Annotated in this window: 18 protein-coding genes and 1 pseudogene; 13 read left to right on the forward strand and 6 right to left on the reverse strand. The window is 71.4% G+C overall.

The window, feature by feature from the left end; genetic code table 11:
• Positions 1–56 precede the first annotated feature (56 nt).
• A complete protein-coding gene (locus WMF11_RS40530; RefSeq protein WP_437974597.1) occupies positions 57–1,118 on the forward strand; it encodes a peptidylprolyl isomerase in 1,062 nt (353 codons plus the stop codon).
• Positions 1,105–2,340, forward strand: a complete 1,236-nt coding sequence (locus WMF11_RS40535) for a KamA family radical SAM protein (RefSeq protein WP_437974598.1) — start codon at positions 1,105–1,107, stop codon at positions 2,338–2,340. Before WMF11_RS40530 ends, WMF11_RS40535 begins: the two co-directional genes overlap by 14 nt.
• A 9-nt stretch (positions 2,341–2,349) precedes the next feature.
• Here the strand turns inward: WMF11_RS40535 and WMF11_RS40540 are convergent, their stop codons facing one another.
• Positions 2,350–5,010 (reverse strand): protein kinase domain-containing protein, encoded by a 2,661-nt coding sequence (locus WMF11_RS40540; RefSeq protein WP_437904482.1) that lies wholly within the window; start codon positions 5,008–5,010, stop codon positions 2,350–2,352.
• Between the two features lie 694 nt (positions 5,011–5,704).
• On the opposite strand from WMF11_RS40540, the pseudogene WMF11_RS40545 reads away from it, so the two are divergent.
• The 8 genes and pseudogenes from WMF11_RS40545 to nusB all read left to right on the forward strand — a co-directional run.
• Positions 5,705–6,076, forward strand: a pseudogene (locus tag WMF11_RS40545) (carboxyl transferase domain-containing protein); the annotation flags it as partial.
• Positions 6,077–6,408: 332 nt separating this feature from the next.
• Positions 6,409–6,945, forward strand: coding sequence for a hypothetical protein (locus tag WMF11_RS40550; protein ID WP_437904483.1), 537 nt, complete (start codon positions 6,409–6,411; stop codon positions 6,943–6,945).
• A 545-nt stretch (positions 6,946–7,490) separates the two neighbouring features.
• Positions 7,491–10,082, forward strand: a complete 2,592-nt coding sequence (locus tag WMF11_RS40555; protein WP_437974599.1) for an Rne/Rng family ribonuclease — start codon at positions 7,491–7,493, stop codon at positions 10,080–10,082.
• Between the two features lie 6 nt (positions 10,083–10,088).
• Positions 10,089–10,451 (forward strand): PilZ domain-containing protein, encoded by a 363-nt coding sequence (locus WMF11_RS40560; RefSeq protein WP_272102827.1) that lies wholly within the window; start codon positions 10,089–10,091, stop codon positions 10,449–10,451.
• 17 nt (positions 10,452–10,468) lie between these two features.
• Positions 10,469–11,212, forward strand: coding sequence for a riboflavin synthase (locus WMF11_RS40565; protein WP_437545137.1), 744 nt, complete (start codon positions 10,469–10,471; stop codon positions 11,210–11,212).
• A 55-nt stretch (positions 11,213–11,267) separates the two neighbouring features.
• On the forward strand, positions 11,268–12,437 hold the full coding sequence (gene ribB, locus WMF11_RS40570; RefSeq protein ID WP_437974600.1) for a 3,4-dihydroxy-2-butanone-4-phosphate synthase: 1,170 nt from the start codon (positions 11,268–11,270) through the stop codon (positions 12,435–12,437).
• Positions 12,438–12,533: 96 nt separating this feature from the next.
• Positions 12,534–13,043 carry a 6,7-dimethyl-8-ribityllumazine synthase gene (gene ribH, locus WMF11_RS40575; protein ID WP_272102824.1) on the forward strand — a complete coding sequence of 170 codons (510 nt, stop codon included), beginning with the start codon at positions 12,534–12,536 and terminating at the stop codon, positions 13,041–13,043.
• Between the two features lie 16 nt (positions 13,044–13,059).
• Positions 13,060–13,482, forward strand: a complete 423-nt coding sequence (gene nusB, locus WMF11_RS40580) for a transcription antitermination factor NusB (RefSeq protein WP_012239877.1) — start codon at positions 13,060–13,062, stop codon at positions 13,480–13,482.
• 37 nt (positions 13,483–13,519) lie between these two features.
• Here the strand turns inward: nusB and WMF11_RS40585 are convergent, their stop codons facing one another.
• From WMF11_RS40585 to WMF11_RS40600, 4 genes are all read right to left on the reverse strand, one after another.
• Positions 13,520–15,979: an endonuclease MutS2 gene (locus tag WMF11_RS40585; protein ID WP_437904486.1), complete on the reverse strand. Its 2,460-nt coding sequence runs from the start codon at positions 15,977–15,979 to the stop codon at positions 13,520–13,522.
• On the reverse strand, positions 15,979–17,925 hold the full coding sequence (locus tag WMF11_RS40590; protein ID WP_437974601.1) for a sigma 54-interacting transcriptional regulator: 1,947 nt from the start codon (positions 17,923–17,925) through the stop codon (positions 15,979–15,981). The genes WMF11_RS40585 and WMF11_RS40590 overlap by 1 nt, the downstream gene beginning before the upstream one ends.
• Positions 17,926–17,975: 50 nt before the next feature.
• Positions 17,976–19,016, reverse strand: a complete 1,041-nt coding sequence (locus tag WMF11_RS40595) for a hypothetical protein (RefSeq protein ID WP_437545145.1) — start codon at positions 19,014–19,016, stop codon at positions 17,976–17,978.
• A 100-nt stretch (positions 19,017–19,116) separates the two neighbouring features.
• On the reverse strand, positions 19,117–20,115 hold the full coding sequence (locus WMF11_RS40600; RefSeq protein WP_437545147.1) for an NAD(P)H-dependent glycerol-3-phosphate dehydrogenase: 999 nt from the start codon (positions 20,113–20,115) through the stop codon (positions 19,117–19,119).
• 104 nt (positions 20,116–20,219) lie between these two features.
• Here WMF11_RS40600 and WMF11_RS40605 point away from each other — a divergent pair, with 104 nt between their 5' ends.
• The 3 genes from WMF11_RS40605 (at position 20,220) to WMF11_RS40615 (ending at position 24,464) form a co-directional block, all read left to right on the forward strand.
• Positions 20,220–21,293 (forward strand): hypothetical protein, encoded by a 1,074-nt coding sequence (locus WMF11_RS40605; RefSeq protein WP_437904490.1) that lies wholly within the window; start codon positions 20,220–20,222, stop codon positions 21,291–21,293.
• A gap of 240 nt (positions 21,294–21,533) precedes the next feature.
• The gene (gene lepB / locus WMF11_RS40610; protein ID WP_437974602.1) at positions 21,534–22,994 is read left to right on the forward strand and encodes a signal peptidase I; all 1,461 of its coding nucleotides are present in this window, start codon (positions 21,534–21,536) and stop codon (positions 22,992–22,994) included.
• Positions 22,995–23,294: 300 nt separating this feature from the next.
• A complete protein-coding gene (locus WMF11_RS40615; RefSeq protein ID WP_437545153.1) occupies positions 23,295–24,464 on the forward strand; it encodes a zinc-binding dehydrogenase in 1,170 nt (389 codons plus the stop codon).
• A gap of 5 nt (positions 24,465–24,469) precedes the next feature.
• Here WMF11_RS40615 and kbl read toward each other — a convergent pair whose 3' ends face one another.
• Complete coding sequence (kbl, locus tag WMF11_RS40620; protein WP_437545155.1) at positions 24,470–25,660, reverse strand: glycine C-acetyltransferase; 1,191 nt, start codon at positions 25,658–25,660, stop codon at positions 24,470–24,472.
• Positions 25,661–25,903: the final 243 nt, after the last annotated feature.

A 25,903-nucleotide genomic window follows, 5' to 3' on the forward strand; every position in this document is an offset into this window, starting at 1 on the left:
CCTCGAGCCACGCGGAAACCGTGCTAGACCCCGAGCCAGCAATGATCCGAGCTCCGGTGCGCCGACCCCTGCTCGCCATCTCGCTCGTCGCGCTCGTCGCGGGCTGCGATGAGCCCGCGCTCCAGGTCCCCTCGGACGCGGGAGATCCGGTCTTCGGCCTCACCGCCGAGCAGTCGGCGCGCGTGCTCGCGAAGGTCGGGGACAGGGTGATCACGCTGGGCGACTTCGGCAGGACGCTGGAGCGAATGGACCAGTTCGATCGGCTCCGGTACCAGACGAAGGAGCGGCGCCGCGAGCTGCTCAGCGAGCTCATCGACGCGGAGCTGCTCGCGCTGGAAGCCCGGCGCCGAGGCCTCGACAAGGACCCCGCGGTCGAGGACACGATCCGGCAGATCCTCCGCGAGGCGATGATCGCCCGGGCGCGAAAGGGCCTGCCCGCGCCGGCCGACATCCCCGCGTCCGAGGTGCGCGCGTACTACGAGGCGAACGCCGACAAGTTCAGCGAGCCCGAGCGCAGGCGCGTCGCCGCCATCGTCGTCGGCGACCGAGCGCTCGGGGAGAAGGTCCTCAAGGAGGCGCAGAAGGCCGGGAGCAGCGGCGCGTGGGGTGAGCTCTTCCTCAAGCACTCGCTCACGGCGCCGAAGGACAAGAGCGCGGCCCCGCCGCTCGATCTCGCCGGAGAGCTCGGCATCGTCAGCCCGCCCGGCGATCCGCGCGGCGCCCACCCCCGCGTCCCAGAGCCGGTCCGCGCGGCCGCCTTTCGCATCGGCGGCGTGGGTGCGGTCGGCGAGGAGGTCGTCGAGGCCGACGGACGGTTCTTCATCGTCCGCCTGAACGGGCTCACCAGCGGGCACCGGCGCGAGTTCGCGGAGGCCGAGCGCTCGATCCGGGTCGCGCTCCTCCAGCAGAAGATGCAGGACCAGGAGCGCGCTCTCGAGGACGAGCTGCGGAAGAAGTTCCCCGTCGAGATCAACGAGGCGGCGCTCTCCTCGGTCAAGGTGCCGGAGCAGCTCATGCAGACCAGGAGCGCGGCGCAGCCCGATCCCACGAAGCCCCGCACGCCACAGCCGGAGCAGTCCGGCGCTGCCGCGGCGCCGTCGAGCGATGCGGGCAAGTAGCGAGCTCGTCGCCGCCGCGCGGCTCGCCCGGCGACCCGGCGAGGAAGGCGCGAACGCCCGCGCCGTCGCGCTGCCGGAGCGACCGGGGCCGCTCGCCGCGAGCGCGCAGCAGGAAGCGCGACCAGCCCGCGTGAAGACGCGGAAGAGCGACTGGACATGGCAGCTGCGTCACGCGCTGTCGAGCGCCGACGAGCTCCACCGGGCGCTGTCGCTGACGCCGGAGGAGCTCGCTGGCGCCAGGCGCGCCGAAAAGGCGGGGCTGCCCATCCGCGTCACCCCCTATTACCTGAGCCTCTGCGACAACGGCGATCCGGCGTGCCCGATCCGCCGGCAGTGCGTGCCGCTCGCCGATGAGGCCATCGAGGTGCCCGGCGATCTGGTCGACCCCCTCGGCGAGGTCGCGCACGAGGTCGCGCCCCACCTCGTGCAGCGGTACCCGGATCGCGCGCTGCTCCTCGCGACCGACCGCTGCGCCGTCTACTGCCGCTTCTGCACCCGATCACGCATGGTCGGCGACGGCGGCGGCGCGGTGGCGCTCGAGCGCCTCGCGCCGGCGATGGCGTACCTCGAGGCGCACCCGGAAGTGCGCGATGTCATCGTGAGCGGCGGCGATCCCCTCGCCGTCTCGACGGACCGCGTGGTGCGGCTCATCGCTCGGCTGCGGCAGATCCAGAGCGTGGAGACGATCCGGATCGCGACGCGCGTGCCGGTCACGCTGCCGCAGCGGATCACCGCGGAGCTCGTGCGCGCGCTCAAGCCGTACCACCCGCTCTGGGTGATGACGCACTTCAACCACCCGAAGGAGCTCACGCCCGCCGCCGAGCGCGCGTGCAAGCGCCTCGCGGATCACGGCTTCCCCGTCATGAACCAGACCGTGCTGCTGCGCGGCATCAACGACGACGCGACGACGCTGGCCACGCTCTTCCGGGGTCTCGTGCGCTGGCGGGTGCGCCCCTATTACCTGCTCCAGATGGACCCCGTGCGCGGCACGGCGCACCTGCGCACGCCGCTCGCGACCGGCGTCTCCCTCATGGAGCAGCTCCAGGGCCGGCTCACCGGCATCGCGCTGCCGAAGCTGATCGTGGATACGCCCGGCGGGATGGGCAAGGTGCCCATCGGGCCCGACTACGTCGTCGACCGTCGGCCGGGGCGCACCGTCCTCCGCACGCACCGCGGCGTCGAGGTCGAGTACGTCGACCCCCCGGCGGGGTCTGGCGGCTGAGCCGCCCGCTCAGCGACCCGGGCCCCGCGAGAGCGGCTTCGCGACCCGGAACGACAGGTTCAGCGCCCGCGCGATCCCGAAGAAGCGGGTGCGCGACGCGCTCCTGCACTGCTGCGAGTCCGCGGCCCAGCTCCCGGAGCGGGCGATGCGCCAAGGCGGCGCGTCTCCGCCGGCGTCGGCGGCCGATTCGAGCTCACCCGACGTCTCCGCCCACGATCTCTCGCCGTTCACGTCGGCGACCCACTCGCGCACGCCGCCCGCCATGTCACGCACGCCGTAGGGCGAGCTGTCGATGGGAAAGGTCCCTACCGGCTCTGGCTGCGCCAGGAACGGCCGCGACGAGCGCATCAGACAGAACGTCGGGTCGAAGTGATCTCCCCACGGGTAGAACCGGCCGTCGGTCCCGCGAGCCGCCTTCTCCCACTCCAGCTCGGTGGGCAGTCGGATCTCGATCCCGTCGCGCTCGCTCCGGAAACGGCAGTAGGCCACGGCGTCGAACCAGTCGATGAGGATGACCGGCAGGTTCCAGAGGTGCCCTTCCTCCGCGGGGAACCGCTTCTGCGCGTCGCCCTCGACCACGCTGGGCAACGGCTCCCAGCCGCCGCTGCTGGCGGGCCGCGCGACGTAGCCCTCGGAGCCGCGCGTCCCGTGCGGCGCGCGCTTGAGCGCGAGGTCGAGATCGCGCGTCTCGAGCTCGTTCAGGAACTCGCAATACTCGCGGAAGGTGACGGGGAACTTCGCGATCGCGACGTCGGGGACGTGGAGCTCGGCGCGGCGGAGCGGATCGTAGGCGTGCGCGTCGCCGCCGGCGATGAAGGTCCCCCCCGGGATGTACACGAACCCCTCGCCGATCTCCGCGTCGGTGTAGAGGTTCACCTCGACGCGGTGGTGGGTGCCCCGCTTGAGCAGCAGCGGGTAGCGCACGTCCCGGCAGCCGGCGCGCTTCAGGATGAAGAGGTAGCTGCCGGGCTTGAGGTGCACCTCGCGGAGCGGGGTGCGGCCGAGCGAGCGCTCGTCGCTCGCCACGAGGATGCGATCCTTCTCGACGTAACGGTACGCGACGACGCTCGCGCCGGGCGGCGACGAGTCGAACGAGAGGACCGAATCGGCGGTGAGCAGCGCGGCGTAGCGGCCCACGTCGAACTCCGCCACGAGCGCCTCGTGGTAGATGCGCGCCGCGTGCTGGTGCTCCTGGTCCGCCCGCACCGCGCGCGACCAGTAGAGATCCGCGAGCCCGGCGCGCGCCTCGACCAGGTCCGGATCGTACGCCAGCGCCTTCGTGTAGAGATCGATCGCCTCCGCCGCGGCGCGCGCCTGCTCGCGCTCGACCCCGGCGGCCCTGTCCTCGAGCTGCCAGCCCGCCCGCTTGCGCTCGATCGCCTCGTACTCCTTCACGTCCTTGAGCAGCCGCCGCGCCTCCTCGACGAGCCGCTCGCGCTCGCCGTCGAGCCGCCGGTCACGCTCGAGCGGGGCCTTGGCGAGCTCACAGAGCTTGATGGCCTCCTCGCGGCGGCGCATCCGCTCCTTGGCGCCCTCGAGGAACGCCTCCGCCTCCGCCGCGACGCGGTCGGCGGTCGGCGGTCGCTGATCAGGATCCTTCGCGAGCATCGCCAGGCAGAGGTCCTCGAGCAGCAGCGGGCAGCTCGGCGCGATCGAGCGCGGCGGCCTGGGGTCGCGCGTCTGCGTCGCGAGGATCACGGCGAGGACGGTCGGCGCGTCGAACGGGTGCTCGCCGGTGAGGATCTCGTAGAGCACCACGCCGAGCGCGAAGATGTCCGCGCGGTGATCGATCCGCGCGTGATCCCCTCGGATCTGCTCGGGCGCGATGTAGCCGGGCGTGCCCGAGAGCGCGCTCGCGATCGCCTCGTGCCGCCTCCGGCCGAAGTCCTGCCCGCTCGGATCGATGGAGATCGGCTCGCTCACCTCCGCCCTCGCGAGCAGCTTCGCGTTGCCCCAGTCGCCCAGGTAGACCTCGCCGTAGTCGCCGAGCAGCACGTTCTCCGGCTTGATGTCGCGGTGGGCGACGCCTCGCCGGTGCGCGTAGGCCAGCGCCCGGGAGATCTGCACGAACGCGCCGATGAGCCGGACGAGCGGCCATTGCCTGCGGAGCTCGGGGTTCGTCAGCACGTTCTGCAGGCTCTGCCGCTTGACAACCCGCATGGAGTAGTACGGCTGGCCGTTCGGCAGCGTGCCGAGGTCGTAGACCGGGATGATGTTCGGGTGCTCGAGCTGGGCCGTGATCCGCGCCTCGGTCCGGAAGCGGTTGCCTACCGCGGAGTCCTCCTCGGCCCCCGGCTTCAAGGTCTTCAGCGCGACAACGCGCCCGATCTCCCGATCGCGCGCCTTCACCACCTTCCCGGCGCCCCCGGCCCCGAGCGCCTCGCCCACCTCGTACCGGGTGCCGCCGGAGTTCACGGCGCGCGTGGCGGAGGTCGCGAGCGTCGGGAAATCGGCCCCGACGTCCTCTCCTGGCAGGTCGATCTCCCGCTGCGTGTCGAAGCGCAGCGCGTCCTGGTCGTCGCTCTGCGGCGAGAGGGCGCGCGCGACGGGCGGGCTGCGGCCCTCCTGCGCGAGCAGCTCCGGCAGCGCCGCCAGCTGCTCGGGCGTGAGGATCCCCTCGAAGAGCTCCTGGGGCGTCGACGCGCCGCCGAGGGTCCATCGGCAAGCCATATCCCAAAGGGCGTTGGGCTCGATGAGCCCTCGCGCCACGGCGGCGACGGCCAGGGCACGAGCCTCACGAGTCTGAGCGAGCTTCACTCGAGCGACCTCTCGTCCGAAACGATCTCACCCCGCGACGCGAGGCGGAAGGCCACGCTGAGGCCGTCGAGCGCTAGGCGCCGCGAGCCAGGAGCGCGTGGCGCTCCCGCGAACGATCGATGGCTACCGGTGACGCTGTTCCGTGCGCATCTCACGAGGCGCCGCACGTCAGTTGCCGTGGCAGGCGACCGCTCTGCTGCCACGTCGGCCCGAGCTGCCCCGTTCGAAGTCGCGGCGCGGCAGGTCCGCGGCGGCGATGGCGGCCCCCGCGTCCCGGTCTTCAGATGGTCTACGTATCGGGAATTCCTGCATTTACCATCGGCAGCTGAGCGCCGCTCAGCGTACGTGGTGTCCCCTCGCCCGCGCAAGAGAGTAGGGCGGAGCCGCTCGAGGACCGCGGTCATTTTTCGTCGCAGGTCCCGCGCGCCTCGCACGTCCCCAGGTCTCCACATCGCGCGCGTTTCGCATGTTTCGCACGGTTCGCACGTTTCCGCCGGCCTCGCTCCCTTGTCGTACAGGCTGCACGGGGTCGTCGCCCTGCCATGGCGTCGCGCGGTCGCGCGCGGCGGGATTTCGATCTCTCCGGGCGTCGTGATGGGGCCCCGGGGTCGACGAGGGCCGCCGCCTCGAGATCCACGAGCGCTTTGCGCAGAACATCGTGGTCGAGCTCGCCCGGATCGGGGACGCGCCCATCGGGGTGGTCGCGAACCAGCCCCAGGGGCTCGCCGGCTGCCTCGACATCCTCGACATCAAGGCGGCGCGCTTCGTCCGCTCCTGCGACTGCTTCACTATCCCGCTCGTCACGTTCGTCGACGTGCCCGGCTTCCTCCCGGGGTTCGACCAGGAATAGGGCGGGATCATCACTCACGGAGCGAAGCTCCTCTATGCGTTCGCCGGAGCCACCGTGCCCGAGGCGACGGTGATCACCGGCAAGGCCTGCGGCGGCGCTTACGACGTCATGGCCTCCAAGCACATCAAACATCCCGCTTTAGCAGAATTTTGCGGCAGCTGGGGGGCCCGTGAGAGCCGTGCTCCGGGAGAGATCAGCGAGCAAACCGCTTAGAGCGCCACGGCAGGTGGGTGCTGGGGCGAGCGACGCCGTTGCGCAGCCGATCCCGAGCGTGTAGAAACGACTTGCGTGGCTGTTTTTCTTTGAACTCCACGCGCGATGCTTCTCTCTGACCGACGATCTGCACAGGTGCACCCGGGGGCCGGTCGCAGGAAACGGGTGGTTTGGCAGGCATGCCGAGCGTTGGGGGGGCGCCGAGTACACGAATGAAGGGTCGGTTGGATTCTGTGGAGGTATTGAGCATGAAATCTTGGGTATTCGCTGCGGTTTTGATTTCCGGCTGCGCCCTCGTGGCCTGCGGTGACGACGGCACCACGTCGTCGGGCTCCAGCACCACCACCAGCAGCAGCGGGAGCAGCAGCTCTGGCGGCGGTGGCGGCGGCGGCGGCAACGGCGGCAATGGCGGCAACGGCGGCAGCGGCGGCGCCGGCGGAGAAGGAGGCACGAGCGCCACGAGCACTTCCTCGACGGGTACCCCGACCTGTGATGACACGGAGGACACGTGCGGCCGCGACACGAATGATGGCTGCTACAAGTGCGCCGTCGATGGGCCGTGCAAAGAGGTCCACCAGGGCTGCGCGGACAGCGAGGATTGTATTGACCTGGTGGTGTGTATCGCTGACTGCGCCGACGAGGATGACCCGGCCACATGCATCGAGACGTGCCGCACGGACATCGCGGCCGGGGTCGCGCCCTACGACGCCCTCCTCACGTGCACTGTTTGCGAGGAGTGCGCCAAGAGCTGCGATGCCGCCGGAGAGCCGGTATGTGGCCTGTGAGCTTCTGACAACAGCAGCGCATCTCCGAAGGGGGCGCCAGATGGCCGCCCCCTTCGGCCTTTATGCGGGCTGAGCCGCGGCGGACGGCTCGCCCGTGCCAGCCGTCGCGGCTCGACAGCCGGCGCAGGGCGGCGCGGGGCACGACACCGGCGGCTCCGGAGCAGCAACGGAAGCGGCGGCGTGCCAGCGTGGGCGAGGGAACCGGGCGGTTCGGGTCCCGAGCGAGGGCCGGGAGCGCCTCCTGAGGGACGTCGCCCAAGCTCGCGCGCCCTCGCCGGCGCGCGGGCGCCTCGACCCGGCGCTCCCGGCCAGGGCCTTGGCCCGGCGGCAGGAGCCGCCGGTCCGCGGGCCAGACGGCAGGCGCCGCCGGGCCCCGTCGAGGCAGAGCGGCGGAGACGCGAGGTAGCTCACGCGCTGGCGGCCGGCCTGCCTCGGCGACCTCCGGTCCCGGGCCCTCAATCGCGCAGCATACTCCGGGTTGCGCCTTCATGGGCCGGGCAACCCGTGGTAACGCTTGGCGGCGCCGCCGATGTGCGGCATCCGACATGGGAAAGAACCTTCTCGTCATCAATGTGGACATCCGCGAGACACGCGTCGCGCTGATCGAAAACGGGATCATCGCTGAGCTGCATCTCGAGCGGGAGAGCTCCAAGGGGACGCTCGGAAACATCTACCTCGGCAAAGTCAGCCGCGTTTTGCCCGGAATGCAGGCCGCGTTCATCGACGTGGGGCTCGAGCGAGCAGCCTTCCTGCACGTCGAGGACCTCATCCGGCCCGACGATTTCGAGGCGTACCTGGCTGGGCACCGCCGGACTGTCGAGGAAGAGCGCGCCTCCTCGCGAGGCCGCGCCGCGCGTGGCAGCGAGGCGCCTAGACCTGACGAAAGCGAGGTGCATGAGCTATCGGGCGCAGAAGCCGCGCCCGAGAGCCCCGACCTGACGCCCGGGCGACACGAGCTGCGGGAAGGAGGGGACTTCGGGGCGGAAGAAGGGTTCGAGGCCGGCGGCTCCGTCGATGCCGGCGGCTCGCTCGACGAAGGGAGCGACGTGCCGATCGAGCTGCCCACGGCGCTCGATGTGCTCGGAAGCCCCTCCGGCCAGGCGTTCGCCGGCGTGGGGACGATGGTGACGCTCGACGAGGCCGACGACCCGGAGCCGGAGATCGACGACGGGCACGAGGACGACGACGAGGAGCTGGTCGCGCCAGGCGGAGGCAGCGACGCCGACGAGGCCAGCGACGAGGAATCCGGTCCCGACGAGGCGAGCATCGAGGACGACGACGAGCTCGACGCGCCCGGCTACGAGGTCGAGCCTGCCTCCCCGCCACCGGAGGATGCCGCGGACGCGTGGAGCGCGGCCGAGGAGCATCCGGAAGCGCTGAGCAACACCGCGGACAGCGGCGAGACGGGAGCGCAGGAGGCGAGCGCGCCGCCGGTCCCGGAGGCCGCGGCGGCCGCCGAGGGCGATGACGTCCCGCCGGCAGCGCGTGCGCGCAGCGGACGCACGCGCGGACGGCGCGAGGCGCGCGTGCGCCGATCGGGACGGACGCGCGACCGGCGCGCCAACCTCGAGGGCGGCGCCGCGCTCGCGGAGGCGGCCCCGGCGGAAGCACGCGAGGCGCCGCGCGAGGGGCGCGAAGGCCGCGAGGCGCCGCGCGAGGGACGCCAGGCCCCGCGCGAAGGCCGCGAGGCGCCGCGCGAGGGACGCCAGGCCCCGCGCGAAGGCCGCGAGGCGCCGCGCGAAGGGCGCGACCGGGGCGGCAAAGGACAGGGCGGACGCGAGGGGCGCGATCGCGAGCAACGCGGGCGCGAGCAGCGGACGCGAGAGCGCGGGCGCGAACAGTCGCGGGACGGCAAGGGCAAGAGCACCGCGCGGGGCCAGCAGAGCTCACGCAGCTGGCAGAACGAGCCGCCGCGGATCTCGAAGTCGACGCCGATCCGCGAGGTCGTCCGCGAAGGGCAGGAGGTCATCGTCCAGGTCTCGAAGGAGCCGATCGGGACGAAGGGCGCCCGGGTCACGAGCCACATCTCGCTGCCCGGCCGCTATGTCGTGTACCTGCCGACGGTCGATCACATCGGGATCTCCAAGCGCATCGGCTCGGAGAAGGAGCGATCCCGGCTGCGGGACGCCATCGAGGCGATGAAGCCTCCGCAGGGCGGGCTCATCGTGCGCACGCTCGCCGAGGGCCTCACGAAGAAGCAGCTCAAGGCCGACGTCGGCTACCTCGTGCGCCTCTGGGGCGAGGTGGCGAAGAAGCGGGAGAGCGGCGTGAGGGCGCCCGCGGTGCTCTACACCGAGCTCGACCTCGTGCTGAAGACCGCCCGCGACCTCTTCACCGACGACATCGAGAAGATCGTGATCGACGACCGAGAGGAGTACATCCGGCTGCGGCGCTTCGTCGAGATGTTCATGCCCGAGCGCGCCGACGCGGTGGAGCTCTACGAGGGGACGGAGCCGATCTTCGACGCGTACGGGATCGAGGACGAGATCCAGCGCGCGCTGTCGCGGAAGGTCCCGCTGCCCTCGGGCGGGCACCTGATCATCGACCAGGCCGAGGCGCTCACCGCGATCGACGTGAACACAGGGCGGTTCGTCGGCAAGGGGTCGAAGGATCTCGAGGAGACGATCCTGACCACGAACCTGGAGGCGGTCGAAGAGATCGCCTACCAGCTCCGGTTCCGCAACATCGGCGGGCTCATCATCCTCGACCTCATCGACATGGAGCGCGCCCAGAACCGGGAGAAGGTGCGGCGCCGCCTCGAGGAGCTGCTCTCCAGGGACAAGGCGAAGACCACGCTGAACCGGATCTCCGATCTGGGCCTCATCGAGATGACCCGGAAGCGGACGCGCGAGAGCCTCGGGCGGACGATCCTCGAGCCGTGCTTCTACTGCGACGGGACGGGCCAGCTGCAATCCAAGCAGACCGTCGCCTACGAGATCCTGCGGCAGATACGGCGCGAGCGGATGAACCTGCCCGGCTACTCGGTCGTGGTCAACGCGCACCCGGCCGTGATCGACCTGCTGAAGAACGACGAGCGCATCGCCGTGCAAGAGGCGGAGCGGCTGTTCCAGCGCCGGATCGATCTCGTGCCCCGGAAGGAGTACCACCTCGAGCAGTTCGATCTGCAAGGCAGGTAAGGCGTCATGGTGGACGATCAGGGTTCTCCGGAGAGCAGCGACGCGAAGACGGGGCGCAAGGAAGAGCGCGTCACCATCAACAAGGAGTTCGAGTCCTACGACGCGTTCATCAACGAGTACGTGACGAACATCTCGCGGACCGGCGTGTTCGTGCGCTCGAAGACGCCGCTCGCCGTCGGGACGAAGGTGAACCTGCGGTTCACCGTGATCATGGACGACATCGAGACGGTCGAGGGCGTCGGCGAGGTCGTGCGCGTGCACGACGATCCGCAGGGGATGGGCGTCGTCTTCACCGAGCTGTCGGGCTACTCGCAGGGGCTCATCGACAAGCTCCTGACCAGCCAGGGGCACCGCACCTCGAAGGGCTAGGCAGAGGGGCGTCGGCGATGTTCACCGGGCTTGTCGAGACGATCGGGGTCCTCCGCCGCCGAAGCGGCGGCGCCGTGGCCCGCGCGCTCGTGGAGGCGAGCCTCGGGCCGCTGACGCTCGGCGAGTCCGTGAGCGTGAACGGCGCCTGCCTCACGGTCGATCGCATCGCGCCCGGCGGCTTCGAGTGCGACATGTCCGCCGAGACCCTCGGCCGCACGACGCTCGGCGCGCTGCCGGTCGGCGCGCGCGTCCACCTAGAGCGCGCGACGCCGCTCGGCGCGCGGATGGGGGGGCACGTGGTGCTGGGACACGTCGACGGGCTCGGCCGCGTCGTCGAGCACGCGCGGGCCGGCGACGCGATCCGCCTCCGGGTGAGCGCCCCGCCCGAGCTCGCGCCGTACCTCGCTCCCAAGGGCTCGATCGCGGTCGACGGCGCGAGCCTCACGCTCAACGCCGTGTCCAAGCCGGGCGCCGCCGAGATCTGGTTCGAGGTGATGCTGGTGCCGCACACCATCGGCCGGACTCTCCTCGGCGAGCTCCGCCCCGGCGCGGCCGTCAACCTTGAAGTTGACGTGCTCGCGCGCTACGTGGCGCGGGCGCTCGAGGTCGCATCGCTCGCCAGCGTGAAGGGCCGATCGAGCCAGGACGCGCTCGGCGGCGATGCCTCCACCGAGCGCGACGAAGAGCGCGGAAATACGGGAGAGCATGCGGATCACGACGAACGACTCCTCGCAAAGCTGCGCGCGGGGGGATTCTGGTGAGGCTGTGTCAGCCTCGAGCGGCAGGCTCGACCAGGACATGACCTCCGGGGGCCCGATGCCTCATCGGCTGACCATCGACAAAGCGGTCCTCGACCGGGTGAACACCGCGCTCGATCACATCCGCGCGGGCAAGATGGTGATCCTCGTCGACGACGAGGATCGCGAGAACGAGGGGGATCTCTGCATGGCTGCGGAGGCGGTCACCCCCGAGGCGATCAACTTCATGGCGATGCACGGGCGCGGGCTCATCTGCCTCGCCCTCGACGAGGAGCAGGTCGCGCGCCTCGAGCTGCCGATGATGTCCGCGCCAGGGCGGAGCGGACCGCCGCTCGGCACCGCCTTCACCGTCAGCATCGAGGCGCGCGCCGGGGTGACGACGGGGATCAGCGCCGCCGATCGGGCGCACACGATCCGGGTCGCGATCGCGCGCGACGCCGCGCCCGAGGATCTCGTCACGCCGGGGCACGTGTTTCCGCTGAAGGCGCGCCGCGGGGGCGTGCTCGTGCGGACGGGGCAGACCGAGGGGTCCGTGGATCTCGCGCGCCTCGCCGGGCTCCGGCCGGCGGGCGTGATCTGCGAGATCATGAACGACGACGGCAGCATGGCCCGCATGCGGGATCTCGAGGTGTTCGCCGCGAAGCACGGCCTGCTGATCGTGACGGTGGCGGACCTCATCCAGTACCGGCTCCAGACCGAGCGGCTGGTCCGCTGCGTGGGCGAGCGGACGCTGCGGCTCGATCTGACGGGCACGGAGTGGACCGTGTACGTCTACGAGGTGATCAACGAGCAGCGGCAGTTCCTCGCGCTGACCAAGGGCGCGGTGGCGACGCCGGACCCCATCCTGTGCCGCGTGCACTCCGGGTCGACCATCGCGGACCTCTTCAGCTCGACGCCCCTCGACGGCGGCTCGAACCTGCGCGAGGCGCTGCTCGCGATCGAGAGCGCCGGCGTCGGGGTGGTCGTCTACATCCCGTCGCGAGGGGACCTGGGCCGCGAGCTGGAGCTGCTGAAGGGCTCGGGCCACGACGAGACGCTCCCCGTCGTGAAGACGCAGCAGCCGTGGACGCTGCGGGAGTTCGGCCTCGGCGCGCAGGTCCTCGCGGACCTCGGGGTGCACCAGATCCGGCTCCTCACGAACAGCCAGCCGAAGATCGCAGGGATCACCGGGTACGGGCTCACCGTGATCGAGCGGGTGCCGCTCGTCTCGATGAAGGGCGAAGCCTGACAGACGGGCGCGCTCGTTCGCTGGTAAAAGGACGCTCGGACAGGATCGCGATCGCGACGATCGCGCATCCCGCGCGGCAGGAAAGAGGAACGGCGGATGGCAGAGCAAGCGGTCGGGCAGGCACAGGCGAGGGTGATCGAAGGGAACCTGGTGGTCCCGCCGGGGGCGCGCTTCGCGCTCGTGGCGAGCCGCTTCAACCACTTCATCGTCGACCGCCTGGTCGAGGGCGCGCTCGACGCCATCGCGCGGCACGGCGGCGCGCTCGGCCGGACGTCGATCGTGCGCGTCCCGGGCGCGTGGGAGATGCCCACCATCGTGGGGAGGCTCGCGCACAAGAAGAGCGTCGACGCGATCATCACGCTGGGCGCGGTGATCCGGGGCTCGACGCCGCATTTCGACTACGTGGCGGCCGAGGTCACGAAGGGGATCGCGACCGTGTCGCTCCAGACCGGGGTGCCGGTCACGTTCGGGGTGCTCACGACCGACTCGATCGAGCAAGCGGTCGAGCGGGCGGGCACGAAGCATGGCAATAAGGGGTGGGAGGCCGCCGTCAGCGCGATCGAGATGCTCGCGCTCGGCGCCGCGCTGGACACCGCTGGCCTGTAAACGAAGGTTCTGAGAGATGGGTGCGCGCTCTACCGGCCGCGAAGCGGCCTTGCAGATGCTGTTCGCGGTGGAAGCCGGCGGGAGCTCGGCGCCCCGCGTCGTCGCGACCTTCTGGCGCGAGACGCCGGGCGATCCCGAGGGACGCGCCTACGCGGACGAGGTGGTGGTCGGGGTCGCCGAGGATCTCGCGGCCGTGGACGAGGCGATCCGGAAGGCGAGCACGAACTGGCGCCTTGAACGGATGGCGCGCGTCGATCGGAACGTCCTCCGGCTCGGCGCGTGGGAGCTCATGAACCGCCCGGAGGTGCCGCGCGCGGTCATCCTCGACGAGGCGGTCGAGCTCGCCAAGCGCTACGGCAGCGAGGAGAGCGGCGCCTTCGTGAACGGCGTGCTCGACCGGATCGCCGAGAACCTCGGCCGCGTCGACCGGGATCGCTGAGCGTCACGGCGCGCCGTCGCTCGGGCGCGCGCCTCGCTCACCACTTCAGCCAGGCGACCGTCACGCCGTCGCCGCCCTCGCTCGGGCCGCCCGGGCGGAGGCGCGCCACGTAAGGGCTCCCGCGCAGCGCCTCGCGGACGGCATCGCGCAGGGCGCCCGTGCCGTGCCCGTGGACGAAGAACGTGACCTTGCGGCCCGCGCCGAGCGAGCGATCGAGGAACTGCTCGGCCATGGCGACCGCCTCGTGCGCGCGCAGGCCACGGAGATCCACGGTGTTGTCCGCCGTCTGGATCGGGACGTCGGGGTCGGCGGCGGCGTCCAGATCGACGCGGCGCTGCGGGGGCGCCGCGGCGGCCGGCGGCGCGCCGGTGCCGCGCAGCTCGGCGATCGAGGTCGTGAGCTTGAGCGAGCCGGCGGTGACCCGCAGCTGGCCGCCCGAGAGGATCTCCACCACCTCGGCCTCGGCCCGCAAGCGAGGCACGTAGACGCGGGCGCCGACGCGGATGGCGGCCGGATCGATCGCCGGCCGCGCCTGCGGCTCGTCCTTCGGGCGCAGCTCGAGCTCGCCGCCGATCGACGTTTTCTGCCCGACCGCGTCCATGGCCCGAGCGGCCGCGCGCACGTCCTCCTCGGTGGGCTTGCCGCGCAGGCGCGCCTGCGCCGCCTTGAGGTCCTCGCGCGCGCGCCGCAGGCTGGCGAGCAGCGCCTCCCCCTCCCGCGTGATCACGCCGCGCTCCTTGTCCCGGAGCCGCTCGATCTCTGCCTCGAGCTCCCGCCGCTTCGCGCGGGAGGAGGCCGCCTCCCGCTCGGCGTCCTCGCGCGCGAGCTCAAGCGCGCGGCGCTCGGCGGAGAGCTTCTCGACCATCTGCTCGAAGGTGACCGTCTCCTTCGTGAGGAAGCGCTCGGCCCGCTCCAGCACGGCGCCCGGGATGCCGAACCGCCGCGCGACCGCGAGCGCGCTCGAGGCGCCGGGCACGCCGACGACGAGCCGGAAGGTCGGGCTCATGGTGGCGAGATCGAAGCCGACCGAGGCGTTCTCGAAGCGCTGATCCCCGAGCGCGAGCGCCTTGAGGCCCTCGTAGTGCGTGGTGCTGGCGACGGTGCCCCCGCGCGCGCACAGCGCGTCGAGCACGGCCGCGGCGAGCGCCTCGCCCTCGCGCGGATCGGTGCCGCCGGCGAGCTCGTCGAGCAGGACGAGCGCGCCGGGGCGCGTCTCGCCGAGGATCCGCCCCAGGTTCTTCACGTGGGCGCTGAAGGTCGACAGGTTCTTGTGGAGGTTCTGCTCGTCGCCGACGTCGGTCAGCACGACGTCGAAGAGCGCGACGCGAGAGCCGTCCCTGGCCGCGACCGGCAGGCCCGCGCGCACCATCAGCGCCGCGAGCCCGAGCGTCTTCAGGGCCACGGTCTTGCCGCCGGCGTTCGGTCCGGAGACGATCATCGCGCGCCCCGCGCTCATCGCGAGGTCGCTCGCGACCACCTTCACGCCGTCGAGCGCGAGGAGCGGGTGGCGGCCCCCGATGAGCTCGATGGAGGTCGGCCTCGATCCGCCCTCCGAGGCGCCCCGCCCGGCCTCGAAGGCGTCCTCCGGGACGTCCGGGAAGGTGAGGTCGAGGTCCTCCGCGAGCCGCGCCGCCGCGGCCCGCACGTCGGCGTGGGCCAGCGCGCGGGCGGCGGCCGCGACGCTCTCGACGTCCTCGGCCACGCGGGCGGTGAGCGCCGCATAGATCGCCAGCTCCTCCCGCGCGACCTCGGCGTCGACCATCTTCATCCGGTTGCCCGTCTCGACGAGCACCCGGGGCTCCACGAACACGGTGGCGCCGCTCGCGCTCGTCGCGTGGACGATGCCGGGGAAGCGCTCGTGCGCGTCGGATCGCACCGGCAGCACGTAGCGCCCGTCGCGCTCCGTCCAGTAGCGGTCCTGGAGGATGTCCTCGTGCTTCTGGATGAGGTCCTCGAGGCGCCGGACGAGCCGCTCGCGCACCGCGCGCCGCTCCGCGCGAAGCGCCTCCAGGCGAGGCGACGCGCGATCGGCGAGCGTGCCGTCCGGATCGAACGCCGCCGCGAGCTCGCGCGCGACGGCGTCGAGCTCGGGGTTGGTCGCGCACGCGGCGTGGAGCGCGGGCGCGATCTGACGCCGGCTCTGCAGGTACTGCCGCGACGTCCGCGCGGCCTCGAGGAGGCCGAGCACGGCGCGCAGCTCCTCGTTCGCGAGCGCCGCGCCGATGCGGGCCCGATCGAGCGCGTCCTCGAGCTCCGCGACGTCGCGCGAAGGCACCGGCTCCCCGGCCCGGGCGAGCTCCACCGCCTCGCGCACCTCCGCGAGCGCGGTGAGGGCCTCGGCGCGCGTCGACGCGAACGGCAGGGCCCGGGCCAGCCGCTTCCCGCCCCGAGACGCGCATCGCTCCGCGAGCGCCTCGAGGACGCGATCCCACTCCAGGTCGGCGCGGGTCTTGGTGGGACAGGGATCTGCGAAGGGCCCTTCGGGGTTGTGGTCCATCACGCTTCGGTCGGATCGCGGGCCACGCCGCCGGCCCCGCTCGGCATCGGGTTCTGCTCCTTCTCGAGGTAGCGGAAGATGGTGCGCGGGTCGACGCCGAGGTCGCGGGCCGTCTGCGTGCGGTTGCCGTTGTTGCGCTCGAGCGCCTCCAGCACGTACCGCCGCTGGAACTCCTCCTTGGCCTTCTCCAGCGGCATGATGGCCGTCTCGGCGCCCGGGCCGAGATCGAGGTCCTCCACGGCGAGGAGCGCCTGGTCGCAGAGGACGAGCGCCTTCTTGATGCGGTTCTCGAGCTGCCGGATGTTGCCGGGCCAGGGGTACTTCTTGATCGCGGAGAGCGCGGCCGGGCTGAAGCCTCGCACGGCGCTGCCGAGCTCGTCGGCGTACTTCGAGAGCAGGACCTTGGCGATGATGAGCACGTCGTCGCCGCGCTCGCGGAGCGGCGGGAGCCACAGGTTCACGACGTTGAGCCGGTAGTAGAGATCCTCCCGGAAATTGCCGGCGCGGATCTCCTCTTCGAGGTTCCTGTTCGTGGCGGCGACGATGCGGATGTCGACCTTCTCGGGCTTCGAGTCGCCGACGCGGAAGACGACCCGCTCCTGGAGCGCGCGGAGGAGCTTCACCTGGAGGTTCAGCGGTAGCTCGCCGATCTCGTCGAGGAACAGCGTGCCCTTGTCGGCGACCTGGAACTTGCCCGGGCGGCTGGCGATGGCGCCGGTGAAGGCGCCCTTCACGTGGCCGAAGAGCTCGCTCTCGATGAGGTTCTCGGGGATCGCGCCGCAGTTGATGGTGACGAAGGGGCCGCCGTCGCGCGGGCTGCGCCGGTGCAGCTCCCGCGCGATGAGCTCCTTCCCGGTCCCCGTCTCGCCCGTGATGAGCACGCTGATGTCCGTCGCCGCGACCTTCTGCAGCTTGCGGAACACCTCGAGCATCGACGGGCAGGCGCCGATGATCTCGCCGAACTTCTTGTCGTGCAGCTCCGCGACGAGCTTGGCCTTGTCGGCCCTGAGGGCGTTCAGGAGCATCGCGTTCTGGAGGATGAGCGAGGCCTGGGACGCGAAGATGCTGAGCAGGTCGAGCTGGGCGCGGTCGAAGAGGTGCTTGATCTTGTCGTTGCCGACGTAGAGCGCGCCGATGATCTGGCCCTGCGACAGGAGCGGCGCGCACATCACGCTGGAGAGCTTCATCGCGATGACGCTGTCGCTCCGGCCGAACTGCGTATCGGCGAGCGCGTCGGAGACGATCACCGGGCGGCCCGAGACGATGACCTGACGCACGATGCTGTCCGAGATCCCCCCGGCCGCGTCCGTGATGGCCTCCTTGCGGATGTTGCGCGACGCGCGCACCGCCAGCTTGCGGTCGCCGCCCGCGGCCGGCGCGGCCGGAGCGCCGCCGCTGACCGCCGTGTCGGCCGCCGCCTCCGCCCCCTCGAGGAGCAGGAGGAAGCCCTTGTCGGCGTGCGTCAGCTCGATGACGTCGTCGAGCATCGCCTCGAGGAGCTCGTCGACGCTGCGCCGGTTGATGAGCTTCTCGCTGAAGGCGAACAGCTTGCGGACGCCGGCGAGCTCCGACGAGCCCTGCAGCGGCGCGGGCCGCTCCGACCCGCCGTCGCACGCCGGGAGCCGCGCCTGGACGGTCGGCGCCTCGGCGAACATCGAGAAGCCGACCTCGACCGTGCCGAGCTGGAGCCGGTCGCCGTGCACCAGGCGGGCGCGCCGCTTCTTCTTGCCGTTGATCGCGATCTCCCCGTCGCGCTCGCACTCCTCCAGCACGAAATCGCGTCCGTCGAACACGATCTGCGCGTGATGGTCCAGCACCCCTGCCCCCGCGACCGCGACGTCGTTTCCGAGCGCCTTGCCGATCGTCGTGACCGGCTTGTGGACGCTGTACAGGCGTGGCGCGCCCTCGGAGGGGAAATACTTCAGGGTCGGCATCGAGGGCAGCATAGCAGGCGCGCCGCGGCCTCATGCAGCCGTGTTGGACGGCACACCGCGGCTTACCAGAGCTCTCCGACGACGACGGCGCCGAGCCCGCCTCGATAGGGCGTGAGGCTGCCGCCGAGCACGCGCGCGAACGGGGGACGGCCACGATCTTCCTGGTCGTCCAGGGCGACGGAGGCGCTCGAGTCCGGCCTCCCGAGGAACAAAGCGCCGGCGACGAGGCCGAGGGTGCCCGCCGCGCCCTGGGCGATGAGGCCGCGGCGGGGGTCGTGATCGCTCCCGATGTACGCGAGGTAGATGGGCAACGACACCACCGTGCCGATGCCGAGCCCGCCCCACATCCACGCGAGCTGGTTCCACGACGGCGTCCACGCGACGGACAGGCCGACGGCGCCCGCGGTCGCGACGTTGAACCCGATGAGGCCCCCGAGCGAGATGCTGTCGTTCGACTCGCTCCAGTCGCCGTTGCTGGCGGCGGCCCCGAACGCGCTGCCGATGAGCGAGCCCCAGACGGCGCCCGAGGCGAGGAACATGTTGGTCTGCGGCTTGGGCCGGAGGAGATAGTAGAAACCCCACCCCGCCGCGCCGCCGACGGTGGAGCCGATCACCTCGGCGGTCGCGAGCCCGAGGAAGCCCCACTCCTTGCCCTTCCGGGCGCTGACGTACTGGTAGGACGCGATGCCGAGCCCCTCGCCCGCGCCGATCACCATGCCCGTGGCGATCGCGGACGGCATGCCGCGCGGCATCGGCGGCGAGTCGAGGAAGTAGACGCCGACCGGCGCCGCGACGCCGAGGAGCGCGGGCGCGATGAACTGCGCGCCGGGATCGTCGATGCCGGCGAGCGCGTCGATCCAGATGCCGGTCCCCACGCCGTAGGCCACGGAGGTGGCGTAGAGGTAGCCGACCTCGAGCGGCGTCGATTTGGGCTCGCTCTTCTTCTGCGGGGCGTACCCGTAGCCGCCGTACTGGCCTCCGTACCCGCCGCCGTACTGACCGCCGTACGCGCCGCCCTGCTGACCACCGTAGGGCGGCGCGCCGTACTGGGCGGCGGCCGTCGAGCTGACGCTCGACAGGAGGAGCGCGGAGAGGAGACTCATGAGAGGTCGCGTGTGCATCGCGCCGCCACTTTACACGCTCGCGAGAGGCGAGGCGCGCGGCGGCGCGAGAAAGTGCCTTCCCGCGAGCCGACCCCGCGTCTCACTCTCTCGTGAGGGCGCGGGTCATGAGGTCCACGACGGCCTGCTGCGGCGGCTTTCCCTCGTACAGCATCCGGTACACCTCGACCGTAATCGGCGCGCTCACGCCCAGCTTGTCCGCGAGGTCGTGCGCGCTCTTTGCGGTCTTCACGCCCTCGGCGACATGGCCGAGGCCGGCGAGGATCTCGTCGAGCTTCCGTCCCCTGCCCATCTCGATCCCGACGGTGCGGTTGCGCGACAGCTCGCCCGTGCACGTGAGCACCAGGTCGCCCATCCCGGAGAGGCCGGCGAGGGTGAGCGGGTTCGCCCCCTTCGCCGCCGCCACGCGGCCTATCTCCGCGAGGCCGCGCGTGATGAGGCCGGCGCGCGCGTTGTGGCCGAAGCCGAGGCCGTCGCAGATGCCAGCGGCGATGGCGATGACGTTCTTGAGGGCGCCACCGACCTCGACGCCCACGACGTCATCGGACGAGTAGACCCGGAACCTGTCGGTCGCGAACATGCGCTGCACCGCGTGCGTCTCGCGCTCGCTCCTGCCAGCGACCACGACCGTGGTCGGCTGGCCGGCCGCGACCTCGCGCGCGAAGCTCGGGCCCGACAGGTACGAGAGCCGCGGCTCGGCCTCGCGCCCGAGCTCGTCGACCAGCACCTCGCTCATCAGCATCAGCGAGTCGTTCTCGATGCCCTTCGTCGCGCTGCACACGAGCGCGTCGCGGGGGATGTGGCGCCCTGCCTCCCGGACGACCTCGCGCAGCGCGTGCGACGGGACGACCACGACGGCGAGCTCCGCGCCGCGCAGCGCGTCCTCGAGATCGCCCGTCGCCCGCAGGCTCGCGGGCAGCTCCACGCCCGGCAGGTACCGGTCGTTCTGGCGCTCGCGGCCGATGCGCTCGGCGAGCTCGCCGTGGTGCGCCCAGAGGGCGGTGGGGTTGCCCTTGTCCGCCAGCAACTTCGCCAGCGCCGTCCCCCACGCGCCGGCCCCGATGACTGCGACGTTCGCCATGGCAGTGACCCTATCACCACCCGCGAGCGGGGGCCGACGGCGGCGCGCCGCTCGACCCGCCGGCGCGCCGCTCGACCCGCCGGTGTTTCGACTATGCTGCGCCCATGCTCTTCCGCACCGCCGCGCTGCGCGCGCTCGGCCTCGCGCTCTGCCTCTCGCTGCTCGGAACGGTGTGCGGCGCGTGCGGCCAAGGCGCGCTCGGCGTGATGCCCGGCGTCGTGAACGATCCGGGAAACCTCTCCCTCCGCAGGGCCATCCTCGCCTTCGCGACGAGCCAGCTCTGCACCGAGATGCGGAAGCGGAGCGTGCCGCTGCGCCTCCGCGACGAGGATCCGGTGACGGGCCGGTTCTACCCGGGCTCGTGCGTCGCCCAGGAGCTCGCGAACGGGCACCTGCTCCTCCAGTTCGGGGGGAGCGGCGTCGTCTGGACGAACCTGACGAAGCGCATGAGCTTCGATGCGAGCGCGGCCGTCGAGTACGACCACGACTTCCTGATGGATGGCGACACGATGTACGTGTACTTCCGCCAGCGCTCGACGACGGCGGCGAGCTTCACGACCAAGCTCATCGAGCAGCCCGCCGCGATCTCGCTCGGCGGCGTGTCGCTCGCCCAGGGCAGCGCGTACGCGAACGCGCTCGGCGCCCAGCTCCTGAAGACCGAGATCGCCCGGGGCTTCACCGTCATCCGCGACGACGACGGCGCCGTGCAGTTCGGGCTCGGCATCATCGAGAAGGGGCAGCGGCCCAACGCTCCGTACCAGCGCCGCGACAACGGCAAGCTGCTCCTGGCAAACGAGCGCACCGAGGTGCACCAGGAGCAGCGCGATTACATCGGCCCGCTGGAGATCGCGGGCAGCGACGAGGCCCTGACGCTCACGGTCGCCGTCGAGGGCGCGCCCGGCGTGGACGTCATCCTCGTGCCTCAAGGCGCCGGGGAGCCGTGGCTCCAGGCGTACCTGACGCAGCCCGCGCCGGCGCCCCTGACCGCGGCGGCCCTGCTCGACGAGCCTGTGTACTCCGGCGCCCCCTGGCGGCGAACGGTGCCGCTGCCCAAGGGGCAATACTACCTGGTCATCGACAACACGAGCGCCGCGGGGCGGACGCAGCCAACGACGTACGCCCGCGACGACCGCGCGGCCCTCGTGAGCTACGCCGTCGAGGTCGGAGACGCGCCCTGACGAGGGCGAACGAGGGCGAACGAGGGGCGAACGAGGGCAACGAGGGCGAACGAGGGCGAACGAGGACACGCGGGCGACGACGCCGACGGACCGCGCGTCGCCCGCCACGCCTGCGCACTTGCCGCGGCGAGGGGCGGCGTATACATAAGCTCTCTCTTGCCGCCGCGCCCCGATGATCAACCCCAGAGCGTCCCGTCGGTCGCGGCCAGTCGGCCCGCAAGCTCGGAGTTCAGACCCTCGATGAGGGGCAGCGCGAGCTCGGAGCCCCGCGCCAGCGCGGCCAAGGCGACAGGCGGCGCAGACCCGCGCTCGACGGGCAGCTCTCCTCCGCCAGGGGGCAGGGACGGCCGGGCGCCGCTGCGCTTCCTGTTCCACCTCGTGTGGATCTGCATCGTTCCCTTCGCGCTCGCGGTCCTGAACGTCTGGTTGCTCACCCCGCCGGCCCAGGGAGGGAGCTCCCAGCCGCTCCGGGTCTTCGTCGGCGAGCAGCAGATCCCGGCGGGCATCGTGCTCTTCACGATCTTCGCGATGATCCTCTGGCGGTTCCGCCACGAGCTGCCGTTCGCGTCGGCGATCGGCGTCGGCGGCCGCCGGGACATCCCGCCAAAGGCGCGCGCTCGCTTCGAGGACGCCGCGGCCCTCCTCGAGGAGGCCCACCGGATCCTGCGCGGCCGCAAGCGTGACGTCGAGCGCGAGCTGACGAGCGGCGAGCGCGAGCAGGTGACGCAGGCGATCGCGGCGCTCGAGCGCGCGATGAGCGCCGAGACGTTCGACGCCGACGAGTTCGACGCCGCCCACAGCCGCGCCGATCGCGCGGTCGGCGAGCACCTCGGCCGCTGGCGCAAGGGCGAGATGCGCGAGTACGCGGAGTCGATCGGCATCGCCGTGGCCGTCGCGCTCCTCCTGCGCGCCTTCGTCGTCGAGGCGTTCAAGATCCCGAGCGGCTCGATGATCCCGACCCTCATGGTCGGCGACCACATCTTCGTCAACAAGTTCACCTACGGCCCGCTCATCCCCTGGACCGACCAGCGCCTCTTCCCTCGCCTGCCGCCGTCGCGCGGCGACGTGATGGTGTTCAAGTTCCCCGAGAACAAGGAGCAGGACTTCATCAAGCGGACGATCGCCATCCCCGGCGACACGCTGGAGGCGATCAACGGCCGCCCCGTCATCAACGGCTGGCTCGTCCCTCACTGTCACGTCGGCCCCTACCACTACGAGGGCCGGCAAGCGGAGCTGTTCGTCGAATACCTCGGAGACAAGTCGTACTTCTCGCTCTACGAAAAGAACCCCGACGGCATGATGTGCGTGGAGAGCGACGACTGCACGCCGGGCTCCACGTGCCGGGGCGGCATCTGCGGCGATCTCCAGGGCCCCTTCAAGGTGGCCACCGACGAGGCGTGGGTGATGGGCGACAACCGCAACAACAGCCACGACTCGCGCAGCTGGCGCGGCGGGCTCGGCGCGGGCGTGCCCTTCGATCACATCAAGGGACGCGCGATGTTCGTGTGGATGAGCTTCGGCCCCGGCGGCGGCATCGCGCAGGATCGCCTCTTCGTGAACGTCATGGGGCGCCCGAAGCTCCCCGGCGCCCACGAGGCGACCCTGCACGACGGCCTCGAGAAATGCCTCCGCGAGCGGCCCCCCGTCTCCGAGACGACCCCGCCGCCCCCGCCCGCGCGCCCTCCGTCGAAGCGCCGCTGAAGCACTGAAGCCGCGCCGACAGCGCGTGGGAGCGCAGTCTCCACGACAGCGCGTAGGCGGTCTTGTCCCCTCGATCTCGACGCGGCGAGTCATGCTCCGGTCCAGGGCGACAGAGCAGGCGGTGCGCCCGGGGCGCCACGGGATCGAGCCGAAGAGGCCGAGGGGAGGCGCCGGTAGACGTGAGCAGCCCGAGCGCAATTTTCTGATGGGCGCTCGGTCGTTCACGCGCCACGCTTCCCATGCCCGAGGCGCCCGTGCGCCAGCTGCGTGCGCCTCGAACCCCGAACAGGAGCCAGGTGCATGAGCGACGCGATGTGGGCGCTGACGTACAACCGCGAGAAGCAGCCGTGGGAGTCCACCGTCGGGCTGTCCAAGGATCAGGTCGAGCGCCCGGCGATCGACGAGGCCAGGGACTACCACGACCGCGCGAGCGTCCTCGTCAAGCCGATCATGACGGGCTTCTGCGGCTCGGATCGCGGCATCTGGTTCCGCAGCGCCTTCAAGGACATGATCCTCTCGTCGCTCGATCGCGATCGGAAGGCGACGCGCACGATCGGCCACGAGCTGCTCGGCCGCGTGGTCGACCTCGGGACCGACGCGCGCCGGTCCTTCGGGCTTCAGATCGGCGACATCGTGTCGACCGAGAGCCACATCGCCTGCGGCGCTTGCTACCAGTGCCGCGTCGGCGACACCCACGTGTGCGCGGACGACAAGATCATCGGGATCAGCGAGGACGGCTGCTTCGCCGAGCTCGTCAAGCTGCCGGCGAAGAACCTCTGGCGCACCGACATCGCGAAGATCCGGCCCGAGGTCGCCGCGGTGCAGGAGCCGTTCGGCAACGCCGTGCACGCGTGCACCAAGGTGAACCTCCGCGGCAAGCGCGTGGCCATCTTCGGCTGCGGCACCATCGGCCTGTTCGCGATCGCGATCGCCCGCGCGATGGGGGCGATCTACGTCATCGGCGTGGAGCCGGCGGAGCGGAACGCCGAGATGGCCCGCCGCCTGGGCGCCGACGCGGTCCTGCGCCCGCACCGCGCGAGCCCCGAGCGGCCCCACGCGAGCGATCCCGAGCTGACGGAGCGGGTCCGGAAGCTCACGGACGGCGTCGGCGTCGACGTCGTGCTCGAGATGAGCGGCGTGAACAGCAGCGTCAACAACGCGATCCACGCGGCGAGGCGCGGGGGCGACGTGATCCTCTTCGGCCTGAAGAGCGGTGACGCGGTGATCGAGAACTTCGACCGCCTCATCGTGGACGGCATCAGCCTCCACAGCGTGATCGGCCGGCGCATCTTCGAGACGTGGCACATCACGCGCCACCTGCTCGAGTCGCGCGATCCGAACATCCACGACCTCATCTGGGAGGTCATCCTGAACCGGGGCGAGGGGACGGTGTTCGACTTCGAGGACTACGACGCGGCGGCCTTCCAGGAGGCGATCTCGAGCCACCCGAAGGTGATCCTCCGGTATTGAGCCGCTCAGGCGACGACGCCGAGGCGCCGGCCGACCCGCCGGAAGGCGTCGATCGCCTGATCGACGTGCTCGGGCTCGTGCGCGGCGGAGAGCTGCACCCGGATGCGGGCCTCGCCCTTCGGCACGACGGGGTACGAGAAGCCGATGACATAGATGCCCTCGGCGAGCAGCGCCCTCGCCATCTCGTTCGCGAGCTGCGCGTCGCCCAGCATGATGGGCACGATCGGGTGGACGCCTGGCTTGATGGTGAAGCCGGCCTGCGTCATCCCCTGCCGGAACCGGCGCGCGTTCTCCATCACCCGCAGGCGCAGCGAGGGCTCCGCGTCGATGAGGTCGAACACGGCGATCGAGGCGCCGGCGATCGCCGGGGCGAGCGTGTTGGAGAACAGGTACGGCCGCGATCGCTGCCGGAGCAGATCGACGATCGGCTGCCGGCCGGTCGTGAAGCCGCCGCTCGCCCCGCCCAGCGCCTTGCCCAGCGTGGAGGTGATCACGTCGACGCGGTGCATGACCCCGCAGAGCTCCGCGGTCCCGCGCCCCGTCGGCCCGATGAACCCGGTCGCGTGCGAGTCGTCGACCATCACCATCGCGCGGTACTTGTCGGCGAGATCGCAGATGGTATCGAGCTTCGCCAGGTACCCGTCCATCGAGAACACGCCGTCGGTGGCGATGAGCCGGAGCCGCTTGCCGGCCGTCGCGCGGAGGATTTCCTCGAGGGCGGCCATGTCCCCGTTCGGGTAGCGGTGCCGCTCGGCCTTGCAGAGGCGGACGCCGTCGATGATCGACGCGTGGTTCAGCGCGTCCGAGATGACGGCGTCCTCCTCGCCGAGGAGCGTCTCGAAGAGGCCGCCGTTCGCGTCGAAGCACGACGAGTAGAGGATGGCGTCCTCGGTGCCGAAGAAGCGGGCGATCCTGGACTCGAGCCGCCGGTGAAGGTCCTGCGTGCCGCAGATGAAGCGCACGCTGGAGAGGCCGAAGCCGTGCGTGTCGATTGCCTCCTTCGCCGCCGCGATGACCGCCGGGTGCGACGACAGGCCAAGGTAGTTGTTCGCGCAGAAGTTCAGGACTCCGGCGCCGCCTTCGGTCCGGATCACCGGCCCCTGCGGCGTCGCGAGGATCCGCTCTTCCTTGTAGAGACCCGCCGCACGGATGTCCTCCAACGCCCGTACGTACAGTGACCGAGCGACATCGAACATGACGTCGTTATAAAACGGGGCTGTCAGCCGGTCGACGGGGGAACGCCGTCCGGACCCCCAGGGCGGCGCTGCTCATGGGCCTGAGCGCCAGCAGGCGACCCCGGACACGAGAGGCAGGGTGCACGCCGCTTTGTCGCGCGCGGCGCGGCCGCGGCCTACTCGATCCAGGAGGCACGTGGCAGAACGGGCAGCGTCCAGCGCCGCGCGATCGCCGTGCGGCTCGCGTCGCGTGCGCCAGCGCGC

It is taken from the genome of Sorangium sp. So ce295 (assembly GCF_051527405.1).
In the GTDB taxonomy this organism is placed as follows: domain Bacteria; phylum Myxococcota_A; class Polyangia; order Polyangiales; family Polyangiaceae; genus Sorangium; species Sorangium cellulosum_B.